The organism is Rhizobium sp. M1, from assembly GCF_002531805.1.
GTDB classification, from domain to species: Bacteria; Pseudomonadota; Alphaproteobacteria; order Rhizobiales; family Rhizobiaceae; genus Rhizobium; species Rhizobium etli_C.
In genome coordinates, this window is sequence record NZ_NWSW01000027.1 from 51,497 (window position 1) to 69,659 (window position 18,163).

19 protein-coding genes are annotated in these 18,163 nt (G+C 60.5%); 15 read left to right on the forward strand and 4 right to left on the reverse strand.

From position 1 onward, the window contains the following. Positions 1-7: 7 nt before the first annotated feature. The 12 genes from CO655_RS24535 to CO655_RS24590 all read left to right on the forward strand — a co-directional run bounded on the left by CO655_RS24535 (position 8) and on the right by CO655_RS24590 (position 13,232). Positions 8-1,510, forward strand: coding sequence for a sugar ABC transporter ATP-binding protein (locus CO655_RS24535; RefSeq protein ID WP_097667182.1), 1,503 nt, complete (start codon positions 8-10; stop codon positions 1,508-1,510). Further along, positions 1,507-2,517 carry an ABC transporter permease gene (locus tag CO655_RS24540; RefSeq protein WP_097667183.1) on the forward strand — a complete coding sequence of 337 codons (1,011 nt, stop codon included), beginning with the start codon at positions 1,507-1,509 and terminating at the stop codon, positions 2,515-2,517. The genes CO655_RS24535 and CO655_RS24540 overlap by 4 nt, the downstream gene beginning before the upstream one ends. A 40-nt stretch (positions 2,518-2,557) precedes the next feature. After that, complete coding sequence (locus CO655_RS24545; RefSeq protein ID WP_097667198.1) at positions 2,558-3,535, forward strand: substrate-binding domain-containing protein; 978 nt, start codon at positions 2,558-2,560, stop codon at positions 3,533-3,535. Between the two features lie 65 nt (positions 3,536-3,600). Continuing rightward, the gene (locus tag CO655_RS24550; protein WP_097667184.1) at positions 3,601-4,494 is read left to right on the forward strand and encodes an amidohydrolase; all 894 of its coding nucleotides are present in this window, start codon (positions 3,601-3,603) and stop codon (positions 4,492-4,494) included. 260 nt (positions 4,495-4,754) lie between these two features. Then, a complete protein-coding gene (locus tag CO655_RS24555) occupies positions 4,755-5,888 on the forward strand; it encodes a transporter substrate-binding domain-containing protein (RefSeq protein WP_097608667.1) in 1,134 nt (377 codons plus the stop codon). 1 nt (position 5,889) lies between these two features. Further along, a complete protein-coding gene (locus tag CO655_RS24560) occupies positions 5,890-6,513 on the forward strand; it encodes an ANTAR domain-containing protein (RefSeq protein ID WP_010030221.1) in 624 nt (207 codons plus the stop codon). A 188-nt stretch (positions 6,514-6,701) separates the two neighbouring features. Continuing rightward, the gene (locus tag CO655_RS24565) at positions 6,702-7,547 is read left to right on the forward strand and encodes a nitrilase family protein (RefSeq protein ID WP_097667185.1); all 846 of its coding nucleotides are present in this window, start codon (positions 6,702-6,704) and stop codon (positions 7,545-7,547) included. 30 nt (positions 7,548-7,577) lie between these two features. Continuing rightward, positions 7,578-8,726, forward strand: a complete 1,149-nt coding sequence (locus tag CO655_RS24570) for a substrate-binding protein (protein WP_097608669.1) — start codon at positions 7,578-7,580, stop codon at positions 8,724-8,726. 50 nt (positions 8,727-8,776) lie between these two features. Continuing rightward, positions 8,777-9,610 carry a branched-chain amino acid ABC transporter permease gene (locus tag CO655_RS24575; protein WP_097667186.1) on the forward strand — a complete coding sequence of 278 codons (834 nt, stop codon included), beginning with the start codon at positions 8,777-8,779 and terminating at the stop codon, positions 9,608-9,610. Continuing rightward, positions 9,603-11,360, forward strand: a complete 1,758-nt coding sequence (locus CO655_RS24580; protein WP_245423903.1) for an ATP-binding cassette domain-containing protein — start codon at positions 9,603-9,605, stop codon at positions 11,358-11,360. Before CO655_RS24575 ends, CO655_RS24580 begins: the two co-directional genes overlap by 8 nt. Next, positions 11,353-12,060 (forward strand): ABC transporter ATP-binding protein, encoded by a 708-nt coding sequence (locus CO655_RS24585; protein WP_097667199.1) that lies wholly within the window; start codon positions 11,353-11,355, stop codon positions 12,058-12,060. The genes CO655_RS24580 and CO655_RS24585 overlap by 8 nt, the downstream gene beginning before the upstream one ends. 11 nt (positions 12,061-12,071) lie before the next feature. Next, a complete protein-coding gene (locus tag CO655_RS24590; protein WP_097667188.1) occupies positions 12,072-13,232 on the forward strand; it encodes an amidase family protein in 1,161 nt (386 codons plus the stop codon). Positions 13,233-13,402: 170 nt separating this feature from the next. Here CO655_RS24590 and CO655_RS24595 read toward each other — a convergent pair whose 3' ends face one another. After that, complete coding sequence (locus CO655_RS24595; RefSeq protein WP_010027914.1) at positions 13,403-13,843, reverse strand: DMT family transporter; 441 nt, start codon at positions 13,841-13,843, stop codon at positions 13,403-13,405. After that, positions 13,840-14,325, reverse strand: a complete 486-nt coding sequence (locus CO655_RS24600; protein WP_097667200.1) for a DMT family transporter — start codon at positions 14,323-14,325, stop codon at positions 13,840-13,842. The genes CO655_RS24595 and CO655_RS24600 overlap by 4 nt, the downstream gene beginning before the upstream one ends. Before the next feature lie 204 nt (positions 14,326-14,529). Here CO655_RS24600 and CO655_RS24605 point away from each other — a divergent pair, with 204 nt between their 5' ends. Beyond that, positions 14,530-15,342 (forward strand): pirin family protein, encoded by an 813-nt coding sequence (locus tag CO655_RS24605; protein ID WP_097667201.1) that lies wholly within the window; start codon positions 14,530-14,532, stop codon positions 15,340-15,342. A 248-nt stretch (positions 15,343-15,590) separates the two neighbouring features. Next, a complete protein-coding gene (locus tag CO655_RS24610; RefSeq protein WP_064684578.1) occupies positions 15,591-15,815 on the forward strand; it encodes a hypothetical protein in 225 nt (74 codons plus the stop codon). 321 nt (positions 15,816-16,136) lie between these two features. Here CO655_RS24610 and CO655_RS24615 read toward each other — a convergent pair whose 3' ends face one another. Both CO655_RS24615 and CO655_RS33940 read right to left on the reverse strand, forming a co-directional pair. Next, complete coding sequence (locus CO655_RS24615) at positions 16,137-16,337, reverse strand: hypothetical protein (RefSeq protein ID WP_097582271.1); 201 nt, start codon at positions 16,335-16,337, stop codon at positions 16,137-16,139. A gap of 138 nt (positions 16,338-16,475) precedes the next feature. Then, positions 16,476-16,646, reverse strand: a complete 171-nt coding sequence (locus CO655_RS33940) for a hypothetical protein (protein WP_170965064.1) — start codon at positions 16,644-16,646, stop codon at positions 16,476-16,478. A 354-nt stretch (positions 16,647-17,000) separates the two neighbouring features. Between CO655_RS33940 and CO655_RS24620 the strand changes: the two genes are divergently transcribed. After that, positions 17,001-18,143 carry an AraC family transcriptional regulator gene (locus CO655_RS24620; protein WP_097608673.1) on the forward strand — a complete coding sequence of 381 codons (1,143 nt, stop codon included), beginning with the start codon at positions 17,001-17,003 and terminating at the stop codon, positions 18,141-18,143. Positions 18,144-18,163: the final 20 nt, after the last annotated feature.

An 18,163-nucleotide genomic window follows, 5' to 3' on the forward strand; every position in this document is an offset into this window, starting at 1 on the left:
GCGTCCGATGAGTGAAACGTCAAAGAACGTCATCACCGTCCGAGGACTTACAAAGTCCTATGGTGCGACCTCGGTCCTCAAAGGCGTCGACTTCTCCGTTGCGCGAGGGGAGGTTCATGCGCTGCTTGGCGGTAACGGCGCCGGCAAGTCGACGATGATCAAGATCATCACGGGCGCGACCTCGCGCAATGATGGAGAGATCCGCTTCTTCGACAGCGACGGCAGCGAACGCAGCGAGGCAGAGGGTAGGGCGAAGGTCGCAGTCGTGCACCAGGAACTTGCGCTCCTGCCGCATTTGACCGTCGCCGAAAACATTGCCCTGCCGCATCAACGCAGAGGTGCGGGCTTGTTTCGGCGTGCGGCCGCAGCGGGACAGGCCTACGATGCGCTGAGAATGATCGACCAGGATTTCGCCGCCAAGTCTCTATACAGGCTGGTGGGCAGCCTGAGCCTCCACGAAGGTCAGATGGTCGAAATTGCCCGGGCTCTTTCTTCGGGTGCGGAATTAATCCTCCTCGACGAGCCGACTGCCAATCTCACAACTCTTGAGACGGAGAGGCTGTTTGCGGTCCTGAGGCGGCTCACCCGGGACACCGGTCTGTCGGTCGTGTTCGTCTCGCACCGGATGAAGGAGATCAGGCAGATCGCCAATGTCTGCACGATCATCCGCGACGGCCGGACGGTAGTCGATCGTCAGGCGATGGCAGAGCTGACAGACGCCGGCATCATCGAAAAGATGGGGCAGGTGGCAGCCTCTCATGCACCGGAACGGGCGCCGCAGCCCGAATACCGGTCGGACGCCTCCGCTGCGACGGACACCATCACCATCGAGGAGGCAGGTTTCAGACTGGAACTGCTGCCGGGCACCGTCCTCGGCGTGGCCGGCGCACCGGCTGGACCGGCGGCACTGATCGAAGCGCTAACAGGCGCCGCCCGGAAGAAGCGATGGACGGTTGCGCGTGGGGGATGGCCGGACCAGCTCCGATCGCCGCGCAAAGCCGCCCGCCTGGGAGCGGGATATGTGACCGGCGATCGGGCACACAAGGGAGTCCTCCACAGTCTTCCGATCATCGATAACGTGATGGCGTCCCGCCGTGTGACCAGAGGCGCGCTCCTCGCCGGCGGCTCTGAAGGGGGCGAATGCCTCGATCTGCTGAAGGCCTTGAAGGTGAAGGCCGCTTCCGTCTGGGATCTGCCGAGCACGCTGAGCGGTGGCACGCAGCAGAAGCTGCTGCTTGCCCGCTGGCTGGGCGTGCCCTCCCGGCTGCTGGTCCTCGAGGAACCGACCAGAGGCGTCGATATCGGAACCAAGCGTGAGATTTATCAGCTCATCAGACAGATGGCCGCTTCAGGCACAGTGATCGTCTGGTGGTCTACCGAAAATGTCGAACTGCTGGAAGTCTGCGACCGAGTCATCGGCTTCGACACCGAGGGACGCTGTGCCGGCGTGATGGACCGCGTCGACTTCAGTGAAGAGAAACTTGTTACTTTAACTGGAATGGCCGCATGACTGAGACCCGGGCACACATCGCGCCGACTGAGGCGCCCGCAACAAAAATCAAACAGAGGGAAAGCCTCTTTAGCGCCTACAGGACCGAGATCGCCATCGCTCTGGCCATCGTGCTGCTGGCCCTTGCGGTCGGCTCGCGGGTTCCGCAGGCGCTCACCTGGGGCAACTTCGCCAATATCACACAGGCAGGTGCGCCTCTTATCATCATGTCGCTGGGCGTCCTGCTTGTCGTCATCACCGGCGGTATCGACCTGTCCGTCGGCTCGGTCTTCTCCTTGACCGGCATGGTGACGGCTCAGGCGATGGCAAATGGGTTTGGCGGCATCTCGGCAAGCCTGATCGGTCTAGGCGTCGGACTTCTTTTCGGATCGATCAACGGCTTCCTCGTCACGATCGCCGGCCTGGCGCCGTTCGTCGTGACGCTCATCACCTTTGCCGTTGCCGGCTCGCTCGCCTTCATCGTCACCAACGGGCGCTCGATGCCAATCGGCGATCCGGACTTCTGGCTCCTTAACAGCGGCAGCCTGATACCGGGCGTTCCGAATTACATCCTCTTCTGCGTGATCCTTTTGATCGCGATCGAGCTCTTCCTGAAGAAGATGGTGGCGGGCCGATGGTTCTATGCTGTCGGCAGCAGTTCGACGGCTGCCTATCTGCTTGGCATCCCGGTCAAGCGAACGAAATTCATGGCCTATGTCGCGTCGTCGCTGCTTGCATCGTTCTCCGGCCTCCTGACGATCTCCTACATTCTCAACGCCGAATCCACGGCGGGGTCGAGCCTGATGCTTCAGGCTATAGCGGCGGTCGTGATCGGCGGTGCAAGCCTGCTCGGCGGCACGGGCACCGCGGTCGGCGCCGTGCTGGGGGCTCTGATGATCACGGTCATCCAGAACGGCGTCAATCTCATCGGCATCAACAGCTTCTGGCAGGGGTCGGTCACCGGCGTCGCCATTCTCATCGCGGTCCTTATCGACCGCTTCAGCAAGTCGCGGCGGGGGGCCGTTTGACATCAACCCGGCAAAGCCGGTCTTTGGAGGAGGAATGAAAATGAAAAGCACGAAACACGCAATGAGGTTGTTTGCCGGCGTTGCAATGGTGGCCCTTTCACTTTCGGCTGCCGCCCATGCTGAGGAAAAGAAGACCGTGGCGTACCTGGCGCCGTCGCTTGACATCTCCTACTGGCAGTGGGTCGGCTATGGCGTGAAGGAGAAGGCCAAGGAACTCGGCATGGACTATGTCGAGTACACGTCGGAAAATTCGCCGGCCAAGCAGATGGACAATGCCCGCACTGCCGTGACCAAGGGCGTCGACGCGATCGTGATCGGCCCCGTGAGCTCGACGAGCACGCCGCCGCTCCTCGCCTATTTGAAATCGCAGAACATCCCGATCGCCTTCGCCGGCATCGGCCCGCAGCCCGGCCAGACCGACTACACGTCGTCGGTTACGGCAAACAATTACGAGACCGGCAAGGCGCAGGGCGAATTCGTCTGCAAGCTTGCCAAGGACCGCGGCGGCAACCAGGTCGGCATGCTCTCATTGCCGCAGGACCGCGAGAACGCCCAGAAATATCTGAAGGGGGCGGAAGAAGCGTTCAAGGCGAGCGGCTGCGATCTGGCGCAGATGCTGGAGACCAGGGGGCTTACCGTCAACGAGGCGGTCACGCAGGCCAATGACATGCTCACCGCCCATCCTGATATCAAGGCCATTTACGGCATGTATGATGAGGCCGGGACAGGTGCCGCGAAAGTGCTGCAGACCCGCGGTCTTACCGGCAAGGTCGGCATTGCGGTTGCAGACGGCAGCCCGACGACGATCTCGCTGCTGAAGTCGAACGCCATCCAGGGCATCTTCTTCCAGGAGGCGGTCGGACAAGGAATAGACGGGACGCAGCAGGTGTTCAATGCAATCTCCGGCGCGCCGGTCAAGAAAGACCTCGCTCTCGTCATGCCGCTGGTGACGGCCGATAAGGTCGACGCGCCGGAAGCGAAGGCCGTCATCGCGCGGGTGTTCCCGCCCGCCAACTAAGGTGGTGTGGACGCCGGCTGTTCTGGCCGGCGTCCTTTTCGGCAATCTCTTGAAGGGCCGCAGGCATGAAAGACCTCCCGATCATCGATCCGCATTTTCATCTCTGGGATCTCGACAACAACTACTATCCGTGGCTGTCGGACGGCGTGAAACAGTCTGCCTTCGGCGACTATACCGCCATCAACAAGACTTACCTCATCGACGACTTCCTGGCGGACGCCAGGAATCAGAACCTGGTGAAGGCAGTCCACCTCGACGTCGGATACGATCCGAAGGATCCGGCCGGCGAGACGCGGTGGCTGCAGGGCGTGGCCGACAAGCACGGTTTTCCTCACGGCATCGTCGGATATGCCGATTTCCGCAGACCCGACGTCGGCGATCTCCTCGACGAGCACATGACTTTCGCGAACTTCCGCGGCATCCGGCAGTCGATGAACTATCACCAGGATCCTGCCAAGACCTACCTGACCGAACCTGGCGTTAGCCGCACGCCGGAATGGCGCAGGGGCTTCAAGGAACTTGCCCGACGGGATCTCAGTTTCGACCTCCAGCTCTACTACTGGCAGATGGAAGAATTTCTCGATCTTGCCCGCGACTTTCCCGACGTGCAGATCATACTGAACCACACAGGCATGCAGGTCGACGGCCCAAGCCATCTCGAGGGGTGGCGAAGTGGGATGCGCATGCTTGCGCAGGCGCCCAATGTGGCCTGCAAAATCTCAGGCCTCGGAATGGGCGACTGGACCTGGACGGTCGAAAGCATCAGGCCCTATGTGGAGGAGGCGATTGCAGCGTTCGGCGTCGAGAGGTGCATGTTCGCTTCGAACTTCCCGGTCGACAAGCTGTTCGGCAGCTACGACAAGATCATGGACGCCTTCAAGGTGATTACAGCGAACTACACCGGCGACGAGCAGCTTGCCTTATTTCATCATAACGCCGCTCGCCTATATCGGATTTGATGCAAATGTATGAGAATGGGGACCGGCCACAGATAGGGATCGACGGTTCCCGACATTCGTTGGGTTGCACTCAGCAAAATTTGTACCGCGATTTCCGGGCCGGATGCCGATGTCGTCCCGTCTTCGTCCACTGGGACAGCGACCCCGCATCGTACCCGCTTGCAGCATCCCATTAAAAAGCACTAAGGGTATGGAAGTCGAAGGCGCGGAACTGAGGCATTCACCGCTTTCGATCCTCCAACACGTCGGAAAAGGCAAAGATGACAAGCTCCGAATGGCGGGTGGGAGTGCTGTTTTCCAGAAGCGGAATTAGCGAAGTTACGGAAACCGAGCACTTTCTTGGCACCGCACTTGCGATCGAGGAAGTCAATGCGGCGGGCGGCGTGCTTGGCAAGCCCATTGTCCCGATCGCCTATGATCCCGGCGGGGACCAAACCGCCTATCGCAATCTGGCGCGGCGCTTGCTGGCGGACGACGACGTCAACATCATTTTCGGTGGCTCGATGTCGGCCAGCCGAAAGGCCGTGCTGCCGATCGTCGAGCGGCACAATGGACTGCTGTTTTATCCGTCGATGTATGAAGGTTTCGAATATTCGGAGAACGTCGTCTATACCGGCGCCACCCTCAATCAGAATACTTTCGCGCTCGCGGAATATCTTCTCCGCCACCATGGACGCCGCATCCTCTTCGTCGGCGCGGATTATATCTATCCGCGCGAATCCAATCGGGTGATGCGCGATGTGGTAGAAGCAAAGGGCGGCGAAGTCGTCAGCGAGCGATATCTTCCCCTTCATGCCGACGAACAAACCTTGCGTTCGGTTATTTCCGATATTGTCCGCCTTCAGCCCGATGCTATTTTCTCGACGATCATCGGCCGGCCGGCGCAGCGCTTTTACCGCATGTATGCCGAGGCCGGAATCGATCGCAAGAAGGTTCCGATCGCCAGCCTGACCATGGCCGAGAGCGAGATCCGCGAGATCGGAGCCGACGCTTGCACCGGCCATATTCTTTCGGCGACGTATTTCCAGACGGTCGAGAACGAGGCAAATGAGCGCTTTGTAAGTGCGTTCAAGGCCCGTTTCGGCCAGGACTGCACGACGAGCGTGTGGTCGCAGCCAGCCTATGCGCAGGTTCACCTCTTCGCCCGTGCGCTTGCCCGGGCTGGCTCGCTCGATACCCATCGTATTTCCGAAGAAATTCTCCTGGAGGACTTTCTTGCTCCAGAGGGCCGGATCAACTTCGACACCGATACCCGTCATCTCTGGCTGCATCCCCGCATCGGCGTGGCGCGGGCCGACGGGCTTTTCGACATTGCCTGGCAAGCGCCCGGCCCGGTCCGGCCGGACCCGTACCTGACGGCGTCGCGGTTCGAAGACGTTTGGTTGGAGGCCTGAGATGGCGGGACCCAGCCGGATCGTTCAGGATCTGCGGCGCGCACGCGTTCTTGTCGTCCATCCGCGCGACGAGGACGGCAACGTGCTGATCGCTCACCTCAAGCGCCTTGGCTGCGAGGTCCGGGCGACCTGGCCGCTTCCGCCATCCTTGCCTCCCGACATAGACACCGTTTTCCTGCATATCGAGGATGTGCATGTCGAGCACGCGCTTGAGATCATCGACCTCCAGCAGACCGCGATCATCGCCATCGTAACATATGAGAGCCCGACCGCCCTCCAGGCCATCATCGATCTCAACGCCCACGGCGTGATCAGCAAACCGTTGCGCCCGCTCGGCATCCTGACGCAATTTGTGCTTGCACGCTATCGGCAGAGCTACGAAAAACGGCTCGCCGGCAAGGTGCAGAAACTCGAGGAAACCTTGAAGAGTCGCCGGCTTGTGGAAAAAGCGGTTTCAGCGCTGCGGGCCATGAACGGTCTGGACGAGGAGGCGGCCTACAAGCTCCTGCGCGATCAGGCGACGTCCAAGCGCGTTCCGATGGCGACGATCGCCGAATCCATCATCGCCGCGCAAGACACCATGAAAAGCCTCGGGCTTTCCATCGGCGGAAAAAATCAACCTTAAGTCGCTCGAACTGCCGGCTTCGAAAATGCCTGCTAAGGCGGCTTGACGGTCACATTCTTTCGTGCCAGCCTAAAGATAACGAGCAGGTTTGCTCAGCGGCAGGGCTGCCGCATTCACATCATGGCTATGTAGCCTCTGGTTCACGGATTGAATTCCGTGCCAGAGGTTTTTTGCGTTTGGAGACGAGATTGAGTGTCAAGACCTCAACAGCGCGGACGGCAACAGTCGCAACCGTCCAGTTCGAACCGATCGTCGGTGATCGCGCCCATAACCTCGCGGCCATAGAGCGGCTGGCGAGGGCGGCGAAGGCCAAGGGCGCGGAGATCGTCGTTCTGCCGGAACTCGCCGATAGCGGCTATAGCTTCCGTGACGGCGAGGAGGTTGCCGCATTGGCCGGCCCGGTACCCGGCGGCCCGAGTGCCGAGGCGTTCCGCCGCCTTGCCGGGGAGCTTGGCCTTCACATCGTCAGCGGCGTTGCCGAGCGGGATGGCGACCGGTTTTACAACAGCGCACTTCTCTGTGGTCCCGAGGGATATATCGGCAAGTACCGCAAGCTCCATCTGTGGAACAACGAAAACCGTCTTTTCAAAAAAGGTGATCTCGGGCTGCCGGTATTCGACCTGCCCTTCGGCCGCATCGGCATCGCCATCTGCTACGACGGCTGGTTTCCGGAAACATTTCGCGAGTTGGCGCTGGCCGGCGCGGAACTGGTCTGCGTGCCCACCAACTGGGTACCGATGGTGGGTGCGGAAAGTGCGGCCGAACCGATGGCGAATATCCTGCACAAGGCGGCCGCCCATACCAATGGTCTTTACATCGCCTGCGCCGACCGGATCGGCGTCGAGCGCGGCCAGTCCTTCATCGGTCGCAGCCTTATCGTCGGCCCGCAAGGCTGGCCAATATCCGGTCCGGCCAGTGCCGATCGCGAGGAAATCCTCCTTGCGCAAATCGATCTGTCGAGCGTGACGGAGACCCGCACGCTCAACAGTTTCAATCATCTGCTCGGCGACCGCCGAGCCGATGTCTACGGGTAACATCGACCCATTCAAGAAAGGGGAACAAAAATGCAAATGAAACCCATCATCCTGACACTGGCATCCGCGGCATTCGCCACGGCAGCTTTCGCCGAGGATCCGATCAAGATCGGGGTGCCGGTCGGGCTATCAGGCGCAAACAGCGTGGTTGCGCCGTCCGTCGTCCAAGCTGCGGAACTCGCCGTCGAAGAAATCAACGCCAAAGGCGGCGTTCTCGGGCGGCCATTGGAACTCGAGATCGCCGACGACGCGTCAGGTGCTGCCGGTGCGCAAAAGGCCTTCGATTCCCTGGTTTTCCAGAAGGAAGTGAACGTCGTCATCTCCATGGAGACGAGCGCTGCGCGCAATGCCGGCCTGCCGATCATTTCCAAGGGTGACGTGCCATACATCTACACGTCGTTCTACGAAGGCAAATCCTGCAACACCAATCTTTTCGTCGATGCCTGGGTTCCAGAACAGCAGGTGCCGCCTGTCGTCGACAATTTCATCGGCAAACAGGGTGCAAAGAAGTTCTTCCTGATTGGATCGGATTATGCCTTCGGACGCGGCATGCTTACTTTCGCCAAGACCTATATCGAAAAAGCGGGCGCTCAGGTGGTCGGCGAAGAGTATCTGCCGATGGACGGCAGCGACTGGACGGCCATCATCTCCAAGGTCCGCTCCTCCGGCGCTGATGCCATCATCACCTCGACGGCCGGCGGCGCACCGAACGTGACCTTGACCAAGCAACTGCGCTCGTCTGGCGTCACTCTGCCTTACGGCAATCTCGCGGTCGACGAAGGCACCGCCAAGAGCATGGGTGCGGATGCCAAGGACATCTTTCTCTCCGCATCCTACGTCACCGGTATCGACAGCCCAGACAACAAGGCCTTTCTTTCGGCCATGGAAAAGAAGTTCGGCAAGGAACTGCGCACGCCGAACGATCTTTCCGTGCCGCAATATGAGGCGATCTACCTTTACAAGGCAGCCGTCGAGAAGGCCGGCAGCACCGATACGGCGGACGTGCTCAAAGCCCTTCCCGACGTATCCTTCACCGGTCCGCGCGGCAAGATCTCGATGAACAAGCAGCACCATGCGCCACTGACGATGTATCTTGGGCAGGTGAAGGACGACGGCAGCGTGGCGGTCGTCGATAGCTTCAAGGACGTCGATCCCGGCGATCAGTGCCCGAATCTCTGAAACCAGCGTGGCGGGGCAGGCGCCCCGCCTCCAGCATCGGAGTTCTAGAAATGACGCTCTTTCTCGATATTGTCAGCTCTGCGGCCATTCTCTTCATCGTTGCCGCCGGGCTGCTCGCGATCTTCGGCGTGCTGAAGATCATCAATTTCGCGCATGGCGCGTGGCTGACGATCGGGGCCTACTGCGCTGTCGTCGTCAGCGGGTTCGGCCTCAATCCATGGCTTGCCATTCCCTTCGCCTTCCTGGTCGGAGCGATCCTCGGAGGTGTTGCCGAACGGTTCATCGTGCGGCCTCTCTATCGTCGCCCGCTCGACGCCATTCTTGCAACCTGGGGCCTTGGCATCGTCATCGGCCAGCTGATCACGCTCTGGTTTGGCCGCGACGTGCAGTTCGCGCCGGCGCTCCTGCCCGGCACCTTCGATCTCTTTGGAACCGGGTACTCATCCTACCGTCTTTTCGCCATTGTCGCGGCGATCGCTCTGGGTCTCGGCTTCACCTTGCTACTCGATGGCACAAGGCTTGGTCTTTCCGCCCGGGCAGTCATCATGAACGAAACGCTGGCGCGCGGACTCGGTATCGATACCGAAAAGGTGCGGCTCGCGACCTTCATGATCGGCGCCGGCCTTGCCGCCCTCGCAGGCGTACTGCTCGCGCCGCTGACCAGCGTCGATCCCAATATGGGCGTCGCCTGGCTAACGGGCGCCTTCATGCTGGTGATGGTTGCAGGCTCTTCCTTCGCCGCGCTTGCCGCCGCCTGCCTCATCTTCGGGGCCGCTCAGGTGCTCGTCAGCATCTATTTCAGCCCAATCCTCGGCGGCATCACCGTGGCCGTCCTCTGCGCAATCACACTGCGCATACGCCCGAAAGGATTTGCCCGTGCGTGACAGACAAAAACTCCGGCTTGTCCTTCTTCTGGCGCTGGCGCTTGCAGCCCTCCTGCTGATCGTCTTCGGACCGATGTTTCTCGGCCGCTTCAGCCTCAACGTCCTGACACGTTCGATGATCTACGCCATGCTGGCGATCACCGTCGACCTGCTCTGGGGATATACGGGCGTTCTCACCTTCGGGCAGGCGGCATTCTTTGGCGTCGGCGCCTATTCCACCGCCATGGTTCTCACCCATGTCGGCGCAAGCCCGGGGCTTTTCGTCGTCGCCCTTGTCGCCGCCGTGCTCGTTCCGCTCGTGCTTGGCCTCGCCGTCGGCTGGCTGTCGTTCTATCACGGATCGACACCGCTCTATGCCACCGTGATCTCGCTCGTTGTGCCGATCGTCGTCACACAACTCGTCTTTTCGGGCGGCACCTGGACCGGTTCCTCGAGCGGCCTTGTCGGTTACGACACTCTGCCGCTCGGGCTTCCCGGCTATTTCCGCCTGTCGGGCGCCTGCCTGCTGGCATTGGCCATTGTTGCGATCGTCTTTGTCCGGTCGGACGCCGGCCGTCTGCTTGTGGCAATCCGCGACAATGAAGCCCGCGTCGCCTATCTGGGCATGAACCCAGCCCGGTTGAAAATCGTTTTGACGGGCGCTCTCGCCGGCGTATGCGGCCTGGCGGGCTTCCTCTATGCCAATGCGTCCGGCGTCGTCGCACCTGAAAACACCGGCTTCGTATTCGGCACTGAACTCGTCGTCTGGACGGCGCTCGGTGGCCGGGGAACGATCATCGGGCCCTTGTTCGGTGCTATCGGCATCGATTATCTGAGCGCCAGTCTTTCGGGCGATCTGCCCTTCCTGTGGCAACTGATCGTCGGGGCGCTCTTCGTCGTCATGATCATCCTTTTACCGGGCGGCCTCGCCTCGCTGGTAACGCGCTTCCTTAAGGTCGCAAACTCCAACAGCACTCTGAAGTCCCTGCCGACGCGCATCGTCGCCAAGGAGGGTGCACTGGCAAGCGAAAGCCTCCTGTCGATCCGCGGTCTCGGCAAGTCCTATGGCAGCCTCTCCGTCCTCAAGGGCATCGAACTCGAGATCGGCGCCGGAGAACTCGTCAGCCTGGTCGGCCCGAACGGCGCCGGCAAGACCACGCTGATGCGTTGTCTGTCCGACGGCACCCAGCAGATCGAAGGTCAAGTGGATATCTTCGGCACGAATATCGCCGGTCGTGCACCCGAACGGATCGTCGCGCTCGGCGTCGGCCGCAAATTCCAGGTCGCCAGCATCTTCGACAGCATGACCGTTGGCGAATGCCTGAAGATGGCGCGTCTCAGCCGCGAGAGACCCAACCCGATGCGATCGGCCGCCGAGATCATGCTGCCGGCAGCAGCCGCCGAAATCCTGACGCTCACCGGTATGGCTGATATGCTGGACAAACCGGTCTCGCTACTGTCGCACGGTCAAAGGCAGGCTCTCGAACTGGCGATGGTCGTCACTCTGGAACCACGCGTCATTCTTCTCGACGAGCCGACCGCGGGTCTTACCAAGACCGAGCGCATGACCATCGGCATTATCCTCAAGAAACTGACGGACCAGATGGGTTTCGCCGCCATCCTGGTCGAACACGATCTGGATTTCGTGCGCGAGATATCGAGCCGCATCGTGGTTCTCCACCAGGGCAAGCTCGTTCTCGACGGCACGGTGAACGACGTGGTCAATTCGGAGACGGTTCGCACCATCTATGCAGGAGGCGCTCATGGCTGACCCGTTCAAACTCAAGCTCAGCGGCGTATCGAGCGGATATGGCGCGGTGAATGTCGTCAACGGCGTGTCGCTCGCCATCCGGCCCGGCGAGATCTTCACCCTCATGGGCAAAAACGGCATGGGCAAAACGACACTGCTGAAGACGATCCTCGGCTTCCTGCGTGTCGGCAAAGGCAAGATCGAGGTCGATGGTGCTGATATCACCGAGAGGAAGCCCACCGAGCTCATCGCTTCCGGCATCGGCTATGCCCCTCAGGAATTGCCGCTGTTTCAAGATCTTTCCATCCGCGACAATCTGCGCTTGGCGCTCAAAGGCGATCGGGATCTGGCGTCCGCCCTGGAGCGGGTCTACAGCTATTTCCCGTTCCTGAAGGACCGGCTGGCGCAGAAGGCCGGCACGCTTTCGGGCGGTGAGCAGAAGATGCTGATCCTGGCGCGGGCGCTGATGCTGCGGCCAAAGCTGCTGCTCATCGATGAAATCTCCGAAGGCCTGCAGCCCTCTGTCGTCCAGAACATCGCCAAGGCGCTAAGGGACGACCGTGAGCAACGCGGCACGACTATCCTGCTGGTCGAACAGAACCTGGATTTCGCCCTTTCGGTGGCGGACCGCTGGGCCATTCTCAAACTTGGAGCGATCGAAGATGAAAGCCCCAATGGCCCGGACAGCCGCAACCGTGTCCTGCAGCATCTGAAGATCTAGGGAGCGGTTAGGTGCAGGACCGGTGGAATGCATTCATGCCCTATCCGGACGCGGATATCGGCCACGCGGCCATCGGTTTGCTTTCTGGCCTGCGCCTCGCAGTAAAGGACCTTTTCGACGTGGCCGGCTATCCAACCGCGGCCGGCAATGCCGCGGTGCTCGCTGCCTCCGGCATCAAGACGGCGACGGCGCCTTTGGTTCAGGCGCTCTTGGATGCCGGCGCCTGTTTCGTCGGCAAGACCAATACGGACGAGCTCGCCTATTCCCTCATCGGCGGCAACATCCATTTCGGCATGCCGAGAAACCCGCGAGATCCTAACCTTATTCCCGGTGGATCGTCGTCCGGTTCAGCCGTCGCGGTTGCCGCTGGTCTTGCTGATCTCGGCCTTGGAACCGACACTTCCGGCTCCATCCGGCTGCCCGCCGCCATCAACGGCCTCATCGGCTGGCGACCGACACATGGAAGCCTCGACAACAGGGCAGTGCGTCCGCTGGCGCCAAGCTTCGATGTGCCGGGTTTCATGACGACAAGCCTTGAACCAATGGCCGCGGCGATGAGCGCCGTCGGCATGCCCGCGGCAAATGACCGACCAATATCCATTCTCATTCCCGAAGATATCTTCGAAACCATCGACGACGCGACCGCCGATGAGATCATCGCCAGCCTTCGATCGGCGGCCATGCCTATCCGTAAGATCGATTCTGTATCCTCAGCCAGCCTGGCGGATCTTGCTGTGGCGTTCATCACTATCCTGCAAAAAGAAGCCTGGGCAAGCAACAAAGCGCTCTTTGAGCAGAGTCCTGAAGCCATTTCTCCCGATATCGCCGCGCGTCTTCGATCAGGTTCGCGCCTGGACGAAAAGGACGTGCGCGAGGCATGCAGGATCCGCAAGCTCTTTTCCGGGGAGATTGACCGATTGCTTTGCGAAAGTGTGGTTGTTGCTCTTCCGACATTGGCAGTTAGCCCGCCCACACGCGATGCAGGGCCGGAAAGTTTCGCCGCATTTCGTTCCGCCTGCATCAAGCTTCTGTGTCTCTCAGGTCTTGGTGGCTGCCCGCAACTGGCTTTTCCAATCGGCAGGGGCGCTGGAAACGTTTCGCTTTCCCTGCTCGGCGCACGGAGCGCCGACAGTATGCTGATGAATGTGGCCCGGCGACTAAGAGCTGAGTGAAAGAGCAAGTAACGGATGGCCGACTGGTTTACGAAATACCTCGCTTGAGGAGGCCGTTGCCCGAATGATCTGCGGGTAGGCGGCGTCCGCCATTCGGAGCAGCCTTGCTACAGGCTTGCATTCCCGCGCACCTCAGGATTGCCTTGCTCTTCGACCTGCGCGGGGCTTGATTATCGCTCACCGTCGACCTTGCGCCGTCCCCGGCTGACCATCATTCCACCGATGATGAGGAGAATTCCGCCGGCGTTCGCCCAGAAGGACGCCGGCACCGCATTGATATAATCAAACGCCACCCCCGTGACCATCTGCCCGCCGATGATCAGCAGAGCCGAATTGACCGCGCCGATCCGCGCAATCGCCCAGCTGCCGGCGGCCACGAAGACAACGCCGAGCGGACCGCCGAGATAGGCATACCAGGGCGCCTCGGCGGCGCCCGCAGGAAGCAGGCCTCCGACGAAGAGGCCGAGGCAGGTGAGGGCGGCAAAACCTATCGCGTGATTCCAGAAGGATGCGATCAGCGGCGTCGTCGAGATGCTCAACCGCCCATTGAGCTGACGGCTGAGGCCGACGAGCACGCCGCCCAGGCAAGCGAGGAGAACGAAGAGCGTCACGCCGCACCTCGCCCGAACAAGATGATCAGCACCGCCCCGGCAACAACCAGGCCGAGCGCAACGATGTCACGTCTATCGGGATGCCGCTTTTGCATGCCGAACAGCCCCCAGCTATCGGCCGCGACGCTGAAGACGACCTGGCCTGCCAGCCCCAAAGCCAAGGTGCCGGAGAGCCCGAGCGGGGAGTTGACCGTCGTCGAGGTCAGCATCACCGTTGCCGCCCCCGAGAGCCCGCCGAGATAGGCCCATAGAGGCGCGCGCAGGCTCTGTTTCGGCGTCGGCCTGCGCCGCCGGTGGACCAGCAGCAGAAGAATGATGGCTGCGACCATGCCGGTGCCGTGCGCGGTCCAGGACGAAAACAGCGGATTCCCGTAGCGTGCCAGTTCGCCGTTCAGGTGCACCATGAAAGTCAGGAGGCCGCCCGTGGCAAAAGCGCCGGCAAAGTAGATCGGATGCGGATTTCGTGCGGCGTCGATGGTCATTGGAGATCCCGTCAGCGAATCGGTTGCAGCGGATGTTTTCAGATTGCCACTAAGGCCATTCATCGGCATCGTCAGCAAGACGATTACCACCACCTGCCTTTGCCCCCAGCGGCGCACGTGTTCGATTGATGGCAGCAGGCGTTCTCACACATCTTTCCGGCGGAGAGTTGGTGTCGTCACAGCCTGGCAGGCATGGAGGATGCGATGCTGCTCAAGGGCGAACGAACATTCGTGGTGCGGGATGCGGGAGGCTTCGTCGCGCACGTCAACATGCCGGGATGGCTGAAGCCGAAACCGCGTGACCACGGCCACGGCCCTCTCGCCATGATCGTCGAATCCCTGCTGAACCCCGGCCGCCTGATCGCGATGCATGAGCACCGGGACGACGAGATCGTCTCCTGGGTGCCGGACGGCGTGATGCGCCACGACGACAAGGCCACCGGCCGGCTGGTGGTCGACCGCGACCATCTGATGGTGATGAATGCCGGAACAGGCTTCTGGCATTCCGAGGAGACGCTGGCCTCCGATCCGCCGCTGCGCATGCTGCAGATCCTCATCCGTCCGTCCGCGGCCGGTCTCGATCCGAAAATTCAATACGGTCCGATCCCCGCGGCCGCGGCGAATGTCTGGCGGCATCTGGTCGGCCCGGAAGGGGAGGGCGCGCCGTTTTATGTCCGCAGCGCCGTCGACATCTTCGATATCCGGCTGGATGCGGGCGCGCGGGCGGAATTCCCGCGCAAGCAAGGCAGGGATCTCTATTTCTACGTCTTCAGCGGCGCCGTCGTCGTCGACGGGCAAAGCTTTGCCGAAGGCGAGCAGGGGCTGCATCTGTCCGATGCCAGCCTCGAAGCAGAGGCGAAGAGCTCAAGCCTCCTGGTCGCCTTTCTGCTCGACCCGAACGCGCCGTTCGCCAGGCAGGGAACGGTCGGCGACCACAGGAAGATCCCGCCGGCCATCATCATCCGCGCCTTTCTGAAATGGCGGAAATTTCGGCAGCTGTCGCGGCGCGCTTCATAGCCGCGCCCTTTGATCGATGATTACCGCAAGTCGCTTCCGCTTTCGGCAATTGTGCGGTAGCCTGTGCGTTCGTTCATCGCGCGAAGGTTTCGCTGCGACCCCAGAGACGCCGAGGACGGGCGAGTTGCGACCGTCCAGAGTTCGGAACAGTTTTCGTCAGCCGCGATAAGGCTGAAAATGCGATTGTGAACGGAACAAGCATGCCTGCAATTGGGTTTCGAACCTTAGCGTTCAAAAGGAGGAGCATTATGCCGACGGTTGCTGCGACACCCATTACTCCGCCCGACCAGCACGTTGTCACCGCCCGCGAAGCCATCGAGCCGCTTTATGAAAAGCTCGAGCTTCAAACGGAATCGCTCGTTCTCTCCGCAGCGCTGGAAGCAGGATGGTCTCCTGATGAGGCAACGGAAGCGCTGGCCGCACTCAGACTGCAGGACGCACTCTCCATCCTCGACGAACGAACCGGCCAGTAAGCTCGAGAACAAATCGACGAGATCGGGTGGTGGTATCTTGGGATCGCGGCCGCTTCCTCGATCTCATCTTTGCGGACGATCAATCCCGCTCGTGTACGACCCGTACCGTCGCCATCCATCTCCGACGCGGCGATTGATGTGATGGACATCACTGCGGCGCCTGACAGTGCTGCCGTCTCATTGAGACAGAAGCAGCATAATTCCCTGCGATCATTTTTCTAAAGCGCGTCGCGTCAAATTTGATTCATGCGACGCGCTTCAGCTCTTGTTTTGATGCATGTCGTTGTCCCGGAACCGCCGCACATTTCCGGGCGACACGCATTAATTCGGTCGAAGCTTTTTGGTCGCGATCAGCATGACGAGATCTTCGGAGGCATCTGCGAGCGCCAATGCCAATTCCGCAGCCGACCATCCATGTTTCTGCAAACTGACGAGCATCTCAACCATTGCGACTTCGACCTCTCGTCTGCAGCTCGAAAGCGGCTTCAATTCGATATGTTCCTCATCACATGCGGTAGTCATCTTAGCCTCCATTCTGCCACATGGGCAGCGTCGCAAAAATTCGCCAGTGGGTGGATATAGTAAGGGTTGCGTGCAAGCCTCGGGCTCATTACGCATCGACACAGACGGCCTCGGCTGCGCGCAACCCTTCGCGCGCCATCAGTTGCCGATGTCCGGCCTCAGGAGCGTCTCGCATGAATGTGAGCAGGGAAAACCCGCACGATCGACGATAGGAATTTTTCCTCGCGCCTGATGGTTGTGCGGAGAAGAACTGCTGTCGTAAGCCGACGCTCGCGCAAAGCGCGCACGAATATTGCCCAGATAGTTCACGACCTATCCTCCTGTTCTCGCATTTTTTGTTTTGAATAAGTGTCGTTTCACGTTGAGGGTGCTTTGAAACTGCATGGCACCGGCAAGTGAGCTTTTTGGAATTTCCGAACGTTTTCGGAATTAACCATTGCTTAATTAGATACAGGAACAGGACGCGATTGTCGTTATCGCCGCATCCTGAAAATTATCGGTGCGTCCATTTCTGCTCGCATAGGAATATGATAAGTAGCTTATGCACGTAGAGCTTCAGTCGATTCGGTTCCATCGGATGGGTTGCGCGGAGGTTTCAGCCGCGAAAACGATTGCTTGCTTCAGTTTCAACAGCCCGGATCGGCTATGCGCTGGAGGAATTGGATGGTTACGGAGTCTGGAGATGACCCCGCTGGTGGACGGGAGTGGCCGGCCCATTTGGAGCGGCGGCGCTGGCCGCGCGAACCGTCGCCGCAGAAAGAACATCGGGCGGACGTTCCGCCGGCACTGGTGCCGTTGCGATTTTCGACGCAAGACCTGCCGCCGAAAGAACAGTTCCAGTCCTGGCGATCCCACATGGCGCCGCTTGTGGATGTTCATCTGCCGGACGGAAAATCAGAGGACGACGGTTTTCTTGCGGAACAGACCGGCTGGCATCTCGGCGATATCCTCATCGTCCAGCAGCGCGCGCAGGCATGCAGCTATATTCGCGATCAGGCCATGCTGCGATCGAGCCCAATCGATCACTGGAATGTCGGCGTGCTGCGCAGCGGCCGGGCCTGGACCGAGGCCAATCGCCATGTAACGGAGACCGGCCCGGGTGAGATATTTTTCAGGTCGCTTGGTTATCCGTATCGCGGGCGGATGACCGATTCAGTCGCCGTGCTCGTCTTCCTGCGCTATGAACTGCTGACCCATGATGCGAGTCTTCTGCAGAACGCCAACAACACCGTCCTCTCCGGTAGCCTGGCTGAACTGCTCGTCAGCTATATCAACGGCCTGGAAGCGAACCTCAGCAATTTGACGGTGGAGGAGGTGCCGCGGATCATACGGACGATCGGCGATATGGTCGTTGCATGCGCCGCATCGTCCACAAGTTTGGATCGCGCTCAGGAACAGGCCAATATGGGGCTGATGGAGCGGGCGCATCGCTTTATTCACCTCAATCTTCATTCCGATAGCTTGACGCCGGAGGTCATGTGCCGTGCGCTGGGCATCTCGCGGACGCGGCTCTACCAATTGTTCGAAACGAGCGGGGGCGTCTTCAATTACATTCGCAAACGTCGATTGCTGCAGGCCTATGCGGATCTTACCAACCCGACCGACAACAGGCCGATCTCGGAGATTGCCGAGGCCGCCGGCTTCGACGTTGCAGCCAATTTCACACGCGCCTTCAGTCATGAATTCGGGCTCAGCCCGCGTGAAGTCCGAAAGACCATCGCCACCGAGCGCCCGGCCATCCCCGCAACACGTTCCATGCAACGTTTTGGGACAACGATCGGCGACTGGCTGACGCTCGCACATTGACGCCGTGTATGGCGAAGCTT